This window comes from Streptomyces flavusporus, from assembly GCF_046267975.1.
Taxonomy (GTDB): domain Bacteria; phylum Actinomycetota; class Actinomycetes; order Streptomycetales; family Streptomycetaceae; genus Streptomyces; species Streptomyces flavusporus.
The window spans coordinates 5811624-5828540 of the sequence record NZ_CP176503.1; the positions used below are offsets into that span (position 1 = coordinate 5811624).

Genomic DNA, 16917 nt, shown 5'->3' on the forward strand with positions numbered 1-16917 from the left:
CTCAGCCGAAGGACAGCTTCGTCGTCTTCCAGTCGCTGGACGCGCTGATGACCTCGGCCCGCGTGCCGATGACCGACGTCCCGCCCTTGTAGAAGTAGATGGCGCCGTCACTCCGCAGTGACCACAGGTCGGGGATGCCGTCGCGGGTGACGTCCGGAGTACCACGGAGGTGGGTGACGGGGGCGGTCGTCGTGTCCCAGCCCTCGGCGTAGACCTCGTCGGCACCTGTCCTGGAAGCGGCGGCCGTCGCCAAGGAGGCGATCGTCGCGCCGCCCGCGCTGTCCCGGACGCCGTAGCGCAGGTACAGACGGCTGGAGGCTTCGGAGCGCCACAGCAGGTCGGGCGCGCCGTCGGCGTCGTGGTCGCCGACCGAGACGAGGTCGCGGTCGGCCCACGCGGTCGAGGCGATCTTGGTGACGGTCAGGAAGGTGCCGCCGGTGTAGCCCTCGAAGGCCCACATTTCGCCGCCGGTGGCGGTGGCGAACAGATCGGCGCGGCCGTCGAGGTCGTAGTCGCCCACGATGATCTGGTCGAAGGTCGCCGGGTCGGGCGAGCCGGACGGCAGCCGCAGCGTCAGGCGCTGGGCGATGTCGACGCTGCCGTAGCCGTCGCCGGGGTAGGCGTACAGCTTGCCGTCGGGCATCCGGGCGAAGACGTCGCCGATGCCGTCGGCGCTGATGGCGTCGCCGCCGTGGGTGACCAGCGCGGGCTTGCCGTCGGAGCCCATCCAGTAGCCGGGCAGGTGGTCCTCGCCGTCCTTGTCCGGGTCGGTCAGCAGGCCGATGCCGCCCTCGTGGGCCGCGGACAGCGAGGCGTGCAGGTCGCCGGCGGAGGTGGACGGGTACATCCAGAGATTTCCGGCCGAGCTGATGGCGAGCAGGTCGGGGACCGTGTCGCCGGTCATGTCGCCCGCTGCGTCGGCGCTGTCGCGCGGCGTGACGTAGAACAGGTACTTCGTGCCCAGCGAGGGGTTGCCGGCGCTGTCCACGGCCCGCACGTACAGCACGTTGGGTCCGGCCATCGGCGGCGACAGCGACACGGACGTCGACGCGCCCGCGGTGACGTTCTTGCCGCTCGCGTAGGTCGTGGTGTTGAAGGACCACTCGTACCGAGTGACGTCGGTGTCCTCGTCGGGCGCGAAGGTGAAACTGCCGGACAGGCCGAACTTCACCGTGGACCAGACCGAACCGTCGTCATCGGCCGCCGGGAAGGTGGTGGACGACACGAGCGGCTCATTGGGCTTGCTGCTGTCGAAGATGAACCGGCACACCTTCGGGTCGGTCGTCGGAGCGTACGCCGAGGCGGCCCCGCTGGAATCGATCGCGCGCACGCGCCAGGAGTACGTCCAGCCGTTGGTGAACTTGTCCTTGGTGATCGTGGCCGACGCCTTGCCGGTGCTGGTCACGGTGACGTTCTTGTCGAGGATCTTGTTGTCGCCGTCCCCGGTGTGCCACAGCTCGAAATCCAGGTACTGCAGGTCCTGCCGGGTGGAGGTGTCGTCCGGGTCGGAGGAGACCGCCGACAGCGTCACGTCGCGCTTGCCGATGTGGATGTACGGCGTCGTCTTGTCGCAGACGCTGCCGGGGGACTGGATCGCCGAACTCGGCGTCTTCGGCTTGCGGTTGTAGATGAGGGTCAGCTTGGGAGCGCTGTCGCCCTCAGCGCGGAACTTCTTCCAGGAGTACGCCGAGTCCTCGGTGGTGGCGCGCAGCCCGATCGTCATCGAGTACCAGCCGCCGTCGGCCGCGTCCTGGGCGACCGACTTGGCGTCGTACGAGACATAGGCGTCAGGGCAGGACGAGTTGTAGCCGTGCGCGAAGGACTTGGTGCCGATCTCCGTCTTCCAGTCCGGCTGGTTGTTCCAGGTGGTCTTGGAGGAGATGCCGCCCGTCAACCACACCTGCATCTCGCGCGAGGAGCATGACCAGGAGTACGTCTCGCGCAGCTTGATGGAGGCCGAGGAGACGTGGGCTCCCTTGATGTTGGTGGACCAGCCGAGATTGAAGAAGGAGCGGGACAGGCCCCAGGTCGTCGACTCGAAGCCGACGCGCGCCTCGGTGGTGCCGCTGTTGTAGTTGGCGCCGTCGTAGAAGCTGGAGCTGGGGTACTTCTTGTACGCAGTCGTCCAGTGCTTGGTCTTGCCGTAGATCGTGGGGTCGATGAAGACCGGGTAGACGGTGTCCTCGGCGGTCAGCAGCTTGGTGTCCGGGACGATGGACAGGTTGGTGGTGGTGGCGCCGGGCGCGCTCAACTCGGCGTCGGCGACGGCCATGTGGGTGCCGGGGTCGGGGCCGGCGAGGCCGGGAAGGGCGAACACCTCGGTGTCGCTGAGGGCGGTCCGGACGGCCTTCCCGTACGACCCCTTGCGGAACACGGCGCTGCCGACGCGCCCTGCCTTCTTCCGGTAGGCGGCGGGATCGACGCTGCCGGTGGCCGAGGTCTCCGGCGACGCCTCCTCGCTCGGCGCGGCGGTGTCCGTACCGTCGTCCGGCGCGGCACTCTCCTCGCCGACCGGGGCGCCAGGCTCCTCCGAGTACGAAGGCGTGGGCTCCGCGGCCTCCTCGGTGGGTTCCGGGTCGGCTCCCTCGGTGACGGCGTACTCGCCCGCCGAGTCCCACATGTACGGTGTGGGGGATACGGCGATCTCCTCACCGTCGCGGTCACGGCCGACGACGACCTTGGTGACCGGGTCGAGGTGGAAGGTCAGGTCCGGGGACGACAGTCCGTAGGACAGCGAGGTGAGCGCCGGGTCGGCCGCGGCGGCCGCGCTGTGCACGATGAGCACCTGGCTGAAGCCGCTCGCCTGTGCGGTCAGCATCAGGTCGACACCGTCGAGGACATTGCGGTACAGGGCACTCGATCCACTGATCACCGGCTCCGGAACGGTGCCCGGCCAACTCAGAGTCACTTCGTGCCCGTTGCTGGTGAGCGTCGCCAACGCGGTGTAGTCCGCAGCCTCGTCGGCGACCTGGAGGGCACGCCCACTCGCGCCGACGGTGAACACGGCCGGCTTGACCGTCGTAGCACCGTCCGAGGCGGAAGCGCCGCTGCCGCCTGCCGAGAACACCACGGGGTCGACGGCCGCCCTGGCCGCCCACCCTTCGTCGGTCCGCGCGAGCCGGGTGTCGATCGGCTTCCATGTCCCGTTGACCTTCGCCCTGATGGGCGCTGCGTGGGCGACCAGTTCGAAGCTGCCGTCGGGCCGCGCATACGTCGTGGACGTCGCGTCGCGCAGGGCGGTCACCTCGACCCGCTTGCCGGTGGAGACGGCGCGAGTCTGTGCGGTGTCCTGGTCCAGCGGGCCGGAGGCCTTCTTCGTCCCGGAGGAGCCGGAGGGGCCGGAGGCGTCCCGGTCGTCGAGCAGTGGCACGGTGAGCAGCCCGAGGCCGAGCGCGCCGGCGACTACTGCGGCCACCCCCGCTCGACCGCGCCCGGATCCGGGCAGGCCGAAGCGACGACGTTCCATGGGCTTACGTCCTCTCCCCCAGAAATTCCGGAGAACCCGGAGTTCTTTGAGTCCCCTGTGTCGCGTCCCGGGCGCGCGTCGGTGCGGCCAGGAAAAGCGAGCACAGAGCATGACCGATGCCGGGGAATTGCGCCACATCGCTCATTTCCCTTTGCCGTTCCGTGACCTGAAGCGGGGAGCCGCCGGGCCTGCCCACTCGTCTCGAATATGGGGCTGAACTGTCACTTCGCTTCCCGGTCACCTCATGTCAAAAGATCACGATTCACCCATAGTTTGCGCTCCGTTTGGCGTGATCTTGGCTGAAAATGGCCCTTCTAAAATCCTTTGGGAAAGCTGCGGGAATTCGTTCCGTGAGCTAAATCACCAGTGTTCACTTTCTGTGAAGATGTGCCCCAGCATTCGTGCTCTCAATTGACGGAACTGTGTGCGCGGGGGCTGCCGCTGTGAGGGGATCGCTGTCTTGGAGCGGCAGACGGGGACGTGTGCTGACGCGTGCTGAGCGCCGCAGACGGACGCGGATGCGTACCGGGGTCATCGGTTCGCTCGTGGTGGCGCTGGTGGTGGGCATCGCGCCGGCCGCCTCCGCGCTGCCGCCGGGTGACGACCGCAGCGGTGTCGACCTGGTCGATCTGCCCCCTGCTGATGAGGCCTCGGGCGAGAACGGTGGCAAGCTCGCCGAGTTGACGACCAGTGAGGCCGAGCAGCCGGTCGAGTACGAGCCGACCCAGGTCACCGCCCCTGAGGGCGGCACGGTGGCGAAGGACCTCACGGGGCTCACCCCTGGTCAGCTGGTGCCGATCACCAGCTCGGACGGCGCCACCGCCCTGCCCGTCGAGGTCGGCGCCCCCGCGGACGCCACCGCGACAGAGGCGGCCGCCCTGGAGGGCCAGTGGCAGGTCTCTCTCGCGAGCCAGGCCGAACTCGCCACCACCGCCATCGAGGGCGTGGCGCTGACGGTCACCCCGCCCGCAACGGCCAACGGTGACGCGGTCGTCGCCCTTGACTACACCGACTTCTCCGAGCTGTACGGCGCCAACTGGGCGGACCGCCTGTCCTTCGTGCAGTACCCGGCGTGCTTCCTGACCACCCCGGACACCACGGGCTGCTCCGAGCCGACCGAGGTGACGACCGAGAACGTCGTCGAGCAGACAGGTACGGACACCGACGGGAACCCGGTGTACGAGCGGAAGATCCTCGCGACGGTCGCCGCCGAGGACCTGGCGGCCGGCGGCACCAGCAGCTCCACCGTCTCCACGGCGGCAACCAGCGACAAGGGCATGGTCACCGACGCGGTCTATCGCAAGCCGAAGACCAAGAGCGGCCCTCGTCTCGCGTCCCTCGCCGAGGCGACTTCCGGCTCCGGCTCGTCCGTCCTCCTGGCCACCGACTCCGGCTCCGGCTCGAAGGGCGACTTCGGCGCGACCCCGCTGGTGAGCGCCGGCTCGTGGTCGGCGGGTGGCAACTCCGGCGCCTTCACCTACTCGTACACCCTGCAGACCCCGTCCGTCCCCGGCGGCCCTTCGCCGTCGGTGTCCTTCGGCTACAACTCGCAGGTGGTGGACGGCCGTACGTCCGCCTCCAACAACCAGCCGTCATGGATCGGCGATGGCTGGGAGTACAACGCGGGCTCCATCACCCGCACGTACAAGAGCTGTCGTGACGACCAGACGAACGGCAACAACACCAAGAAGACCAGCGACCTCTGCTTCGGCTCGTACAACGCGACGCTCACGCTGGGCGGCACGACCACCGAGCTGGTGCTTCCCGACAGCGCGAGCGGCCCGTACGGCGACAAGTGGGTCACGGCCAACGGTGACGGCTCGCGCGTCGAGCTGCTGAAGGACACCTCGCTCGACAACGGTGACCAGGACGGCGAGTACTGGCGCGTCACCACCCGGGACGGCACCCAGTACTACTTCGGCAAGCACAAGCTGCCGAACTGGCAGACCGGCAACCCGGTCACCAACTCCGTCCTCACGGCCCCCGTCGCCAGCAATCAGAGCGACGAACCCTGCTACAAGGCAGGCGACTTCGCGGGATCGTTCTGCACCGAGGCCTGGCGCTGGAACCTGGACTACGTCGTCGACACCGACGGCAACGCGATGACCCTGTGGTGGGCGAAGGAGAAGAACCACTACGCCAAGAACAACGCTTTCAAGTCCCCGGTCCCCTACGACCGCGGCGGCTACCTCAAGCGCATCGAGTACGGCCTGACCACGGCCAACCTCTTCGCCGCTCCCATCTCCAAGGTCACCTTCGACGTCGACGAGCGCTGCTTCAAGGAAGGCGAGATCGCCTGCACGACGGAGGACGACACCAACGACAACTTCGCGTCCGGCGACTTCGCGAAGAACCGCATCTGGTACGACACCCCGGCCGATCTGTTCTGCGCGGGGGGCAAGGAGTGTTACGTCCCCGTCCCCACCTTCTGGTCGCGCAAGCGCCTCGCCCAGGTGACGACGTGGACGCAGCGCACCCAGGGCTCCACCGAGCTGTCGAAGGTGGACAGCTGGACGCTCCAGCAGTCGCTCCCCGCCGACCTCACCGACGAGGGCACGGCCCTGTGGCTGGAGTCGATCACCCGCACCGGCTACGCCCCTGACGGCGAGCCCCAGACGCTCAACCCGGTGCAGTTCCTCGCCAACAGCAAATCGATGCCCAACCGCGTCAAGCACGGCGCTGACGACCCGAACCCGGCCTTCGACCGGCTGCGCATCCTACGGGTCGTGAGCGAGTACGGCGGCGAGACTCTCGTCACCTATGACGACCCGTGGGACGACTGCAAGGTCAACGGTGCTTTTCCCAAGCCCGAGAGCAACACCGGTCAGTGCTTCCCGGTCTACTGGCACCCGGACCCGGACGTTGAGAAGATCGACTGGTTCTACAAGTACCGCGTCGCGTCCGTCCAGGAACTGCCCGCCCTCACCGGCGTGGACCCCGTCACCACCCAGTACCAGTACGTCGGCGGCGCCGCCTGGGCTCTGAACCAGGCGGAGTTCTCCAAGAAGAAGACCCGCACCTACGACCAGTGGCGCGGCTACGCGCTCGTGCGGACGATCACGGGCGACACCTCCGACTCCACCGTCGCGCCGTCCATGTCCACCCAGGCGGGAATGACGGAGACCCGGTACTTCCGGGGCATGCACGGCGTCCCGCTGCCCGACGGCACCACCCGCTCGGAGACCGTCACCGACTCCACGGGCGCGACCATCTCCACCGACAAGGAGCAGTACGCGGGCCGGGTCGCGGAGACCCTGACGTACACAAAGAGCGGCGGCGACCTGCTGACCCGCACTGTCGACTATCCCACGTCCACGCTCCTGGCCACCCGCAGCCGCAGCGGCGGCATCCCGGACCTGAAGGCCTACCGCGTCCAGGACAGCCACAGTGTCACGGTCACGCGCTCCTCCGGCACGGGCGACGACACCCGCACCTGGCGCACCCTCAAGACGGTCAACACCCACGAGGACACCTACGGCCTGCTCACCCAGGTCGAGTCGCAGGGCGACACCGGCAGGACGGGTGACGAGACGTGCACCGTCATGTCGTACGTCCACAACACGGCCAAGCACCTCATCGGCCTGCCCGCGCAGACCCTGACCACCGCCGGCACCTGCGCGGCTGCCGCCACAGCAACCGCCGCCGACTGGATCGACGGCTCCCGGGTGGGCTACGACGGCGCCACTACGTTCAGCACCGCGGCCGTCCCATCCTCCCCCAACGCCACCATCACCTGGGCCCCCGCGGGCGCGGGCGGCGCCTGGGTGAAGGACGGCGAGGTCGCTTACGACTCCTACGGCCGCACCACGACGACGTGGGACGCCAAGGGCAACAAGAGCACCACGGCCTACCGCCCGGACAAGGGACAGGTCTACGAGATCGAGACCACCAACGCGCTGCTGCAGAGCGAGATCACCACGATCGAGCCCGGCCGCGGGGTCTCCCTCACCGACCAGGACGTCAACGGCCGTACGACGACGTACACCTACGACTCGCTCGGCCGCGCGACGCAGGTATGGTCCCCGACCCGCTCGACGTCCAAGTCCCCGTCGGCGAAGTTCACGTACGACACCACGATCGGCCAGCCGGTCTCGATCACCACCGAGGCGCTCAACCACGAGGGCGCGTACGAAACTTCCACCGTCATCTACGACGGCCTCGGTCGCGAGCGCCAGAAGCAGGAGCCTGCGGTCGGCGGCGGCCGTCTGATCACGGACGTCCTGTACAGCGCCAACGGCACCATCAAGCAGACCAACAACGCGTACTTCGCGACGGGCGAGCCGACGACCCAGCTGTTCGAGCTGGCCTCGGACTACGAGGTCCCCAACGCCACCTTGTACGCGTACGACGGCCTGGGCCGCACGCTGACGGAGACCCCGTACCTCAACGGCACGGAGGTTCCGGCCAAGGCGACCCGCTACGAATACGGCTACGACTACTCGACGGTCATCGAGCCGGAGGGCGCCGCCGCGCAGCGCACCTGGTCGGATGCGCTCGGCCGCACGGTCCGGGTGGACACCTTCACCGACGCACTGCGGGCGGCCCACCGTACGACGACGTACAAGTACGACGAGCGCGGCGACCGTGTCGAGGCCAAGGACTCCGAGGGCAACGTCTGGAGCTGGGAGTACGACGCCCGCGGCCGCGAGATCAAGTCGGTCGACCCGGACGCCGGCACGACCACAACGACGTACGACGTCCTGGACCGTCCCGAGCTGGTCACGGACGAGAACGCGGCTGTCTACACGCTCTACGACGAGCTGTCCCGCCCGACCGAGCAGCACGAGGGCTCCGCCTCCGGCACCCTGCTGTCGAAGACGGTGTACGACACGCTGATCGGGGGCGCGGGGCTGCCGACGTCGCAGACCCGTTACACGGACGGTCAGGCGTACACCACATCGGTGACCGGCTACACGGCCGACTATCAGCCGACCGGCCAGAAGATCACGATTCCCGAGTCGGTCGCGATGTCGTACGGCCTGCAGAAGGAGTACGCCTACAGCTTCGAGTACTCGGATTCGGGTCTGCTGGAGGCGGTCAACCTTCCCTCGGTGGGCACCCTGCCCGCCGAGAGACTGGTCATCCGCTACAACGAGGACGGCCTGCCGGTCTCGACGTCGGGCCTGGCCTGGTACACCTCGCAGACCTCCTACTCCCCGTACGGCCAGGTGCTGCGCACGGTCAGCGGTGAGAACCCCAATCGGGTGTGGACGACGAACCTGTTCGACGAGGCGACGGGCGAGCTGACCCGATCGATCGTCGACCGTGAGTCGACGAGCGACACGACGGCCGTGACAGGCCACCGCGTGAACTCCCGTACATACGCGTACGACCCGGCGGGCAACGTCACGTCGATCGCCGACACCTCCAACTCCGTGACCGACCGCCAGTGCTTCACGTATGACGCGCTGGGTCAGCTGACGGAGGCGTGGACTGCCCCTTCGTCTTGCACGGCGGCGGGCAAGACGACGGCGGCCCCGAAGTACTCCGACGGCACGACCAACGTGACGTCCGCGAACAGCGGTTACTGGCAGAGCTATGAGTACGACGCGCTGGGCAACCGCAAGAAGCTGGTCGAGCACGACCCGGGCCTGGACACGTCGAAGGACGCCACGACGACGTACTCGTACGGCAAGACGGACGGCACCCAGCCGCACACGCTGACTGGAATGTCGCAGACGTACAAGGCGGACTCCGGCGCCCAGGTCACCAAGGCGACGAACCTGACGTACGACGCCGCGGGCAACACGAAGACGCGCACGTACGACGGCTCGGAACAGGCCCTGACCTGGACCTGGGACGGCCAGGTCGAGACGGTCACCGGCTTCGGTGAGAACGGCTCGGGCGCGTGGCTGGGGCTGGCGAACAAGTGCCTGGACCTGACGTCGTCGTCGACGACGGCGGGCACAGCGCTCCAGCTGTACACGTGCAATGGCTCAAAGGCGCAGAAGCTGCGCATCGACTCGGCGTCGTCCGCCGCCCCCTCGACGGGCGCGCTGAAGATCCTCGGCAAGTGCATGGTGCCGAAGGACGGAGGCACGGCGAACGGCACCGCGGTGGTGATCGCCGATTGCACGGGGGCTGCCGGCCAGCAGTGGACGGCGGTGTCCGCGGGCCACAAGCTGAAGCACGTCTCCTCCGGCAAGTGCCTGGACGTGCCGAGCGCCAACTCGGCCGACGGCACCGATCTGCAGCTGTACACCTGTGATGCCAACGGGGCGGCTCAGTCGTGGGCGCCGGACCAGGAGACCAAGTACGTCTACGGCGGTGACGGCACGCGTCTGATGGCGATCTCCGCGACCGAGCGCACGCTGTACCTGGGCGAGTCGACGATCTCGGTGAACGCGGCCGGCGGTCCGGCGTACACGGAGCGGTACTACTCGCAGCCGGGTGCCCCGACGGTCATGCGGCACGCGCTGGGCGCTGGCGGCGCGGGGGAGTTGTCGGTCCAGATCACCGACCAGAACGGCACGGCGTACGCCAATGTCGCACTGGCATCCGGCAACAAGGTCAAGTTCTCCAAGACCGACCCGTTCGGCGTGGAGCGTTCGGAGTCGTCGACGTGGCGTTCGCATCAGGGCTACGTCGGCGGTGGCGAGGACGCGAGCAGCGGCCTGGTGCATCTGGGCGCGCGGGAGTACGACCCGTCGACGGGCCGTTTCCTGTCGCCGGACCCGGTGCTGGACCTGGCTGATCCAGTGCAGATGAACGGGTACGTGTACTGCGAGAACAACCCGGTCACGTTCGCGGACCCGTCGGGTCTGGCGTCGGAGGGCGGTACCTCGGAGTACGGCGGTCCGTCGGCGTCGTCGGAGGCGTGGGCGAAGCAGCAGCTGAACACGTCCCTGTCGGACGTCATCCTCTCGGTCGGCTGGGCGGCCCTGAAGGAGTTCGTCGGCTGGGACGACGTGATGGGCTGCTTCTCGCGGGGCGATCTGTGGGCGTGCGGGAAGCTGTTCATCTCGGCCGTTCCTTGGTACAAGGTCGCCAAGATTCCCTCGGTGGCCAAGGCAGCGTGGCGGATCGCGCAGGCGGTCAGCGCGTGGATGAAGGCCAAGGAGAAGGCCCGCAAGATCATCGAGTTGGCCAAGAAGGCCAGGGAGCTGGCGCGCAAAGCCAAGGAGGCCAAGCGCAAGGCCGCCGAGCGGGCTGCCCAGCTGAAGAAGAAGGCCAAGGAGGCGGCGACCCGGCAGGCCAAGAGGGCGGCGCAGAAGACGGGCAACGCGGTTCAGAAGACGAGGCGTGCCGAGGCGAAGAAGGCGGAGCCGAAGCCGCGGCAGGCGAAGGCGAAGGAGGAGTCGTCCGGGGGTGGCGGGAGCTGTTCCAAGGGCGAGGCAAACAGCTTCGTCCCCGGCACACAGGTCCTGATGGCCGACGGCACCACCAAGCCGATCGAGCAGGTCGAGAACGGCGACAAGGTCCTCGCCACCGACCCGGAGACCGGTGAGACGGCGGTTGAGACGGTCACCGCCGAGATCGTGGGCGAGGGCGTCAAGCACCTGGTGAAGATGACGATCGCCACCGGCAAGGACACGACCGCCGAGGTGACGGCCACCGACGGGCACCCGTTCTGGGTCCCGGAGCTGGGCGAGTGGATCGACGCCAAGGATTTGCAGGCCGGCGAGTGGCTGCGCACGAGCGCCGGCACGTACGTCCAGATCACGGCCGTCGAACGCTGGACCACGCGGCGGTCCACGGTCCACAACCTCACCGTCAGCGACCTGCACACGTACTATGTGCTGGCGGGGGCCACGCCGGTACTCGTTCACAACTGCAACACAAATGGCGAAGCCGAGGTTAGGATCCCCGAGTGGGCCACAGATGAAGAGGCGCAGCAGTTCGCGGACTACGTAGATGCGGCCAATGACGCTATTGCGCGGGGGCAGATGTCGCCGACTGGTCGGGTTTCTACCGCAGGTTCCATCAGAAGGGAGGCAGCCCGTGAGGCAGCGAGCGAGCGGCGCCGTGCGGCGGCGGCCGGAACTCCTTACTCTGGCGTTGCCGGGCATGCGCCGGATGCGATGTGGCTGGGCCACGGGAAGCCGCCAACCTGGATTGATATGACGAAGCGGGTGAACAGTAGTCTTTCTGCCCAAGGGCAGCGCTGCCCGGTGGGGTGCAGTCCTAGGAGGTTCGTGCTGGTGGATAACAGGGGTGGCGGTGTCTGATTGGTCGGCGCTTTTTGCGGAAATGGAAACGGCTAAGCGCAGGCTGGCGGTCAGTGACCAAGACGGCCTCTGGCGCCATGAGCCACGTCGGCCTCCGGCCAAGCCGGAGCGGATCGCAGAGATTGCTACAGTGACGCGCTGTCCTGTGGACCCTGAGTATGCCGATTTCCTGCTGCATGCGGACGGTTGGTCGGCCATCTTGCAGGACATCGACCTGTTTGGGACGGCGGACTTCGGTAGTGTCGCTTACGTCGAGGCCGAGGAACTCGTGCGTGTGATCGAGGATGAGGTGGAGATTGAGCGAGGGGATGATTTCACCCGCTTGATTCCCATCGGTGCGTCACGAACAGACATCGACATCCTCGTCATGCCGTGCGCGAGAGAGTCGAATCGACCGGCACCGGTTATCTGGCTTGCGGGCGGGGAAATCGAAAGATATCGAACCTTCTCGGATTTCTTCCGAGGGATGATCACCGAGAACCATGCTGAGGCGGACTCTTTGGCGTGAACTCTCCAGGGGGTTCAGTTACTGTCCTTAGTGGCGATAGCAAATTTGAAGCCCCGCCAGGTGCACTTCGGTTCTAGTGGTCGTTGCAACACCCCAGTTCAAGGGGTGCGATGGACTTCGAGATCCGCAAGGTCCGTAAGGCTCAGGGGCCTGTGAAGCTGTGGCGTGAGCGGGAGGAATACTTCCGGCTCGTGCAGATGGGGCTGACCAACCGAGAGGCAAGCCGACGCGTCGGCGTCCATGAGCGAACTGGCCGTGAATAAACTGCTCGCGGCCTGATCAACCGACCACGTGTTGCAACGACCCCTGGAAACCACCGCATCCTGGCGGGGCTTCTGCGTGGGGTGACGGCAGTAGCTGACGGCAACGTCAGCGGACGAGGGCGGGGTGGCGGTTCGTCGCCGTCGGAGCGCGCCGACTCGGTGGTCTCCCGGCCGACGAGTGCGGTGCCGAGGGCATCGATGGCGTCTCGCTGGAGGCGGAGTCGGACGTGGGCGTAGACGGTGGCGGTGACGCCGATGTGGGCGTGGCCGAGGAGTTCCTTGATCACGACGAGTTCGACGCCCTGTTCCAGGAGCAGGGTCGCGGTCGAGTGCCTGAGGTCGTGAAATCGGATGCGGCGGAGGCCGGCGCGGCGGAGGAGCGTAGTGAAGGTGCGGGTGAGGTTGGTTGGGTCGATCTGTCTGCCCTGCGCTGTGGTGAAACGTGCCCGTTGTGCTGCCACGTGGAGCCTGCGACCTCGCATTCGCGCTGCTGCTGATCGTGGTGGAGCCTCAGGGACTGGGCACAGCGGCTGGGGAGGGCGATGCGGCGTTCGGAGGCGCGCGTCTTGGTGGGCAGCGTGGTGAGCCCGCCCGCGCTGGTGCGCTGGAGTGTGCGGCGGATGGCGGCGGTGCCCGCGTCGAGGTCGAGGTCTTCCCAGCGCAGTCCGAGGCGGCCCGCTAGCGCGGCCCGCGCGCGCCCGGCCCTGCGGGGCCGCCGCCCGCTCCTGTCTCCGCCCCGCTCGCCGACGACCCCGCCGGTCCGGGCGCGCAACAACCCGCACAGCGCACCTTTTCCGGGGCTCCGCCCCAGACCCCGGCCCTCTAATCCAGGGTGTAGGCGGCTCGGTCCGGTCTCCGCAAGGGGCTGGCGGGCTGCTTGCGGGGGACAGCGGAACGCCTTCGGCCCTCACGGTCCTTGAGACCCGCTCTGAGACTGGCGCCGCTGTCCCCCTGAGCCCCCGTGGCGGTGACGTGGGCGCCGGGCAACGCCTGTGGTCAGCCTGGCCCGCGAGGCCTCCCGTTAGACCGGCGGCCCGGCGCCTTCGCACCACCGCGAGGCTGTTTGATCACCGCGAAACTCACGGCGTCCGGCTGGGCGTTGATCGTTACGGCGCGAGCCCGCTCCAGGGCTGACCCCTCTTTCCATCCGCGAGCCCGCGAGCTCTGCGACAGACCGGGGCCCCTGGGGTGCGCTGGTGTCGCGAACGGCTACTGAGATGGCGGACCGATGAGTCCTGGGATTAGGGCGCCGCGTGACCCGCATGTGCTCGTGAACTGCATGAATGAACGGGATCTGGGGGCTCCTACTATCCCGGCGAAGATGCGTGGTTCTGTATTGCTGATCGACGGCATACTGAAACCGACCCGGTGGCGGGGAGTAACCTGCGCGTGGCGATCAATCGACGCCATGGGTATGGGGCTCTAGTGTGGTTCGTTGATGAGAAATTCCCTAAAGAGGGAGGGGTTTATGATTCCGTTTGGATTTCCGACAATCCCGAACCTCTTGATTTCGACCCACGCGTTGTGTCGGACCCTGGGTATCCACTCTTCCATGACCCGGCCAGCACTCTGCCGGTTTCCCGAATTCAGGCCGCGGTGGAGGAATTCTGTCGGCTGCGCTCGGGGAATCGACCTGAGTGCATCAACTGGGTTGCCGGTCACATGAACGGGCAGCGCCTCGACCGGCCGTCCATGGTCGAGGTCGTCGAGGATCCGGAAATCGACTGGGACAGCCTTCGATAGCTGCGTCCCGCCGTGCCCGGTAGTGCGGCTGCGAGCTTGGTGCAGTCCTGGCCTTGCTCAGACGCCGTGAGCTGACGGCACCAGGGTATGTTTCTCCAGCAAATTGAAGCCCCTGTCAGGCGGAGCCTGACAGGGGCTTCTGGTGCTGTGACGGCAGTAGTTGACGGCGACGTCAGCGGACGAGAGTGGCACAGGGCGGCGCTTCGTCGCCGTCGCCGTTGGCCGTTTCGGTGATCGTGGGGCCGTCGAGTGCGGTGCTGAGGGTGTCGATGGCGTCGCGTTGAAGGCGGAGTCGGACGTGGGCGTAGACGGTGGCGGTGACGCCGATGTGGGCGTGGCCGAGGAGTTCCTTGATCACGACGAGTTCGACTCCCTGCTCCAGGAGAAGGGTGGCTGTCGAGTGGCGAAGGTCGTGGAATCGGATGCGGCGGAGGCCGGCCTTGCGGAGGAGCGTGGCGAAGGCACGGCTGAGGTTGGTCGGGTCGATCGGTCCACTCTGCACAGTGACGAACACGTGCCCGCTGCGCTGCCACGAGGTGCCTGCGGCCTCCCGCTCTCGCTGCTGCTGCTCGCGGTGAAGCTTCAGCGAGTGGAGGCAACGGGCGGGTAGGGCGATGCGGCGCTCGGAGGCCCGGGTCTTGGTGGGCAGCGTGGTGAGCCCGCCTGCGCTGGTGCGTTGGAGTGTGCGGCGGATGGCGGCGGTGCCTGCGTCGAGGTCGAGGTCTTCCCAGTGCAGGCCGAGGAGTTCGCCCTTGCGGAGTCCGGTGTGGAGGGCGAGTTCGAACAGGGCGTGCAACCGGTGTCCGCGCGTGGCCGCGAGGAACTGACGGGCTTCGTCGGCGGTGAGAGGTTCGAAGCGTCGGGGCCGTGGGGTGCCGGTGCGGACGTTGCGGGCGACGTTGCGCGGGATCTCTTCTTCGCGTACGGCGTGCTCCAGGGCGGACTTGAGTACGGAGTGGATGTAGGTGAGCGTCAGCGGGGAGAGCAGCTTGCGGCAGCACTGGCCGGCGGCGCAGCAGCGGGGCTGGTCGCGTCGGGTGTCGATGCGGCGGGTGCAGCACTGGCAGGTGGTACGGAGCTGGTTGAGCCAGGTGCGGACGTCCTTGGCGGTGAGCTTGGTGAGCTTCTTCTTGCCGAGGCCGGGGATGAGGTAGCGGTGGACGCAGGCGGTGTAGCGGGGGTGGGTGTTCTCGCGGAGGTGGTGGACGGCGACGTTCTCCAGCCAGTACGTCAGGTACGCGGCCACGCTGCCCTGCGCGGAGGGGACGGGGAGACCGCGGTTGCTGGCGGCGATTTTCTCGGTGAGCTTGGCCAGAGCCTCCTTCCGGGTGGTGCCGTAGACGCGGATGCGCTTGCGGGTGTTGCCAGGAGCCAGCACGTACCCCGCTGCTTCCCAGCGTCCGTCCTTGCGCTGATAGACGGTCCCGTCACCGTTGGCGCGGGTGCGGCGGCGGGAGGGCGTGGAGCGCGGGGTGGTCATCAGGCGGCTTCCTGGCCGAGGCGGGTGCGGATGAAGTCGGTGAGGGCGCGAGCGGGTATGCGGCGGGCGCGGCCGAGGGTGATGGAGGCGAGCTGGCGGGTGCGGATCAGGTCGCAGATGGCGGAGCGGCCGATCTGGAGGCGTGTCATGACCTGTGGCACTGTCAGCAGTTCCTCCGGTGCCGTCGACTCCTCGCCGTGCACGGGTCCGTGCGCGGTCATGAGCAGCCCCCTTCCGCGATGAACTGCCGTTCCAGTTCTTTGCGGTGCCAGACGGCGGCGGCGAGGAGGGCGGCGCCGGGCTGTAGTCGGTGCCGAGGTAGGCCCAGTGGCCGACGACGAGGGTGGTGTCCGGGGCGTGCTCGGAAGGCTCATTACGGTGGGGCGCAGACCAACGGCCCCGAGGGCCGGGCGGCCCGGGTGGCAGGCGAGGGGACCCGCTGCCTGGACTGTGGTGACATGCAGGTGTCGGGTACCGCGACGCAGCCGGTGCCCGAGCACGAGCCCCCGCTTGCGATCCACTACTACTTCCACGGTGGATGGCAGATGACGGATGAGGAACGCCGTTCCTACGCGCGCCAGGGCATCAACGGGACCAGGTGCAAGGCGTGCCAGAACAGCCAGGGAGGTAGGTTGTCCGGACTGGTTACCAAGCCGGCCAACGTCTGGGGAATGAAGAGGCGCAGATGAACACGTCCGCAGTCGGCCCGGTCGGCGATGTCGTTCGACATGCCCGTGCGATGTGGCCGAACAGTGAAGTGGTGGACTTCAGGTGGACCGCAGGGCCTGTCGAGGAATTGCTTCCCGAGTTCCGAGTGGTTCGCGTCGCGCCCGGCGAAAGCCTGAAGTCATGGCTCTACATCTCGTCTGGAGTGGCGGAACCCCAGGCCGGGAAGCGGGTGCACGAGTTCGCGCTGCTGTCACCGGCGGAGACTCCTCGCCATGTCGAGACGTTGGCCATGGTGGCGCATTGGCAGGCCACCGGGCGTGACGTGCACGTGGGTTCCATGATGAACTTGGGACGCCCGTGGTTCGAGGGGAGCGGCGCGGATCACCTCTTGGTGACACCTCTGTACGCCTTCCCGCCGGAATGCGGGGATGCCCCTGCGACCGGGGGCACGATCTCCATTCTCTGGCTGGTTCCGGTCTATGCGAACGAGGGCGAATACGCCCGGCGCCGAGGAATGGAGCGGCTGGAAGAAAGATTTGAGAGAGCAGGCGTCAACCTGATCGATCCACGTCGGCCTTCTGTGGTGGGTACGTGAACGATGAGACGTGCAGAGAAGGGCT

7 protein-coding genes and 2 pseudogenes are annotated in these 16917 nt (G+C 67.6%); 5 read left to right on the forward strand and 4 right to left on the reverse strand.

Translation table 11 applies throughout. The features are described 5' to 3' along the window. Position 1: 1 nt before the first annotated feature. On the reverse strand, positions 2 to 3466 hold the full coding sequence (locus ACKTSN_RS27595; protein WP_409471573.1) for an FG-GAP-like repeat-containing protein: 3465 nt from the start codon (positions 3464 to 3466) through the stop codon (positions 2 to 4). A 518-nt stretch (positions 3467 to 3984) separates the two neighbouring features. Here ACKTSN_RS27595 and ACKTSN_RS27600 point away from each other — a divergent pair. The 3 genes and pseudogenes from ACKTSN_RS27600 to ACKTSN_RS47560 all read left to right on the forward strand — a co-directional run. Continuing rightward, positions 3985 to 11634, forward strand: a complete 7650-nt coding sequence (locus ACKTSN_RS27600; protein ID WP_409471574.1) for a polymorphic toxin-type HINT domain-containing protein — start codon at positions 3985 to 3987, stop codon at positions 11632 to 11634. Further along, positions 11621 to 12142: an SMI1/KNR4 family protein gene (locus ACKTSN_RS27605; RefSeq protein WP_409471575.1), complete on the forward strand. Its 522-nt coding sequence runs from the start codon at positions 11621 to 11623 to the stop codon at positions 12140 to 12142. Before ACKTSN_RS27600 ends, ACKTSN_RS27605 begins: the two co-directional genes overlap by 14 nt. Before the next feature lie 110 nt (positions 12143 to 12252). After that, positions 12253 to 12402, forward strand: a pseudogene (locus ACKTSN_RS47560) (IS30 family transposase); the annotation flags it as partial. A gap of 149 nt (positions 12403 to 12551) precedes the next feature. On the opposite strand, the pseudogene ACKTSN_RS27610 reads toward ACKTSN_RS47560, so the two are convergent. Beyond that, positions 12552 to 13075 (reverse strand): annotated as a pseudogene (locus ACKTSN_RS27610) (site-specific integrase); the annotation flags it as partial. Positions 13076 to 13773: 698 nt separating this feature from the next. Between ACKTSN_RS27610 and ACKTSN_RS27615 the strand changes: the two are divergent. Then, positions 13774 to 14148: an Imm1 family immunity protein gene (locus ACKTSN_RS27615; RefSeq protein ID WP_409471576.1), complete on the forward strand. Its 375-nt coding sequence runs from the start codon at positions 13774 to 13776 to the stop codon at positions 14146 to 14148. A gap of 172 nt (positions 14149 to 14320) precedes the next feature. Here ACKTSN_RS27615 and ACKTSN_RS27620 read toward each other — a convergent pair whose 3' ends face one another. After that, positions 14321 to 15628 (reverse strand): tyrosine-type recombinase/integrase, encoded by a 1308-nt coding sequence (locus ACKTSN_RS27620; RefSeq protein WP_409471577.1) that lies wholly within the window; start codon positions 15626 to 15628, stop codon positions 14321 to 14323. Next, on the reverse strand, positions 15628 to 15849 hold the full coding sequence (locus ACKTSN_RS27625; protein WP_409471578.1) for a helix-turn-helix domain-containing protein: 222 nt from the start codon (positions 15847 to 15849) through the stop codon (positions 15628 to 15630). The genes ACKTSN_RS27620 and ACKTSN_RS27625 overlap by 1 nt, the downstream gene beginning before the upstream one ends. 464 nt (positions 15850 to 16313) lie before the next feature. Here ACKTSN_RS27625 and ACKTSN_RS27630 point away from each other — a divergent pair, with 464 nt between their 5' ends. Beyond that, entirely contained in the window at positions 16314 to 16892 is a 579-nt protein-coding gene (locus ACKTSN_RS27630; protein ID WP_409471579.1) for a suppressor of fused domain protein, read from the forward strand. Positions 16893 to 16917: the final 25 nt, after the last annotated feature.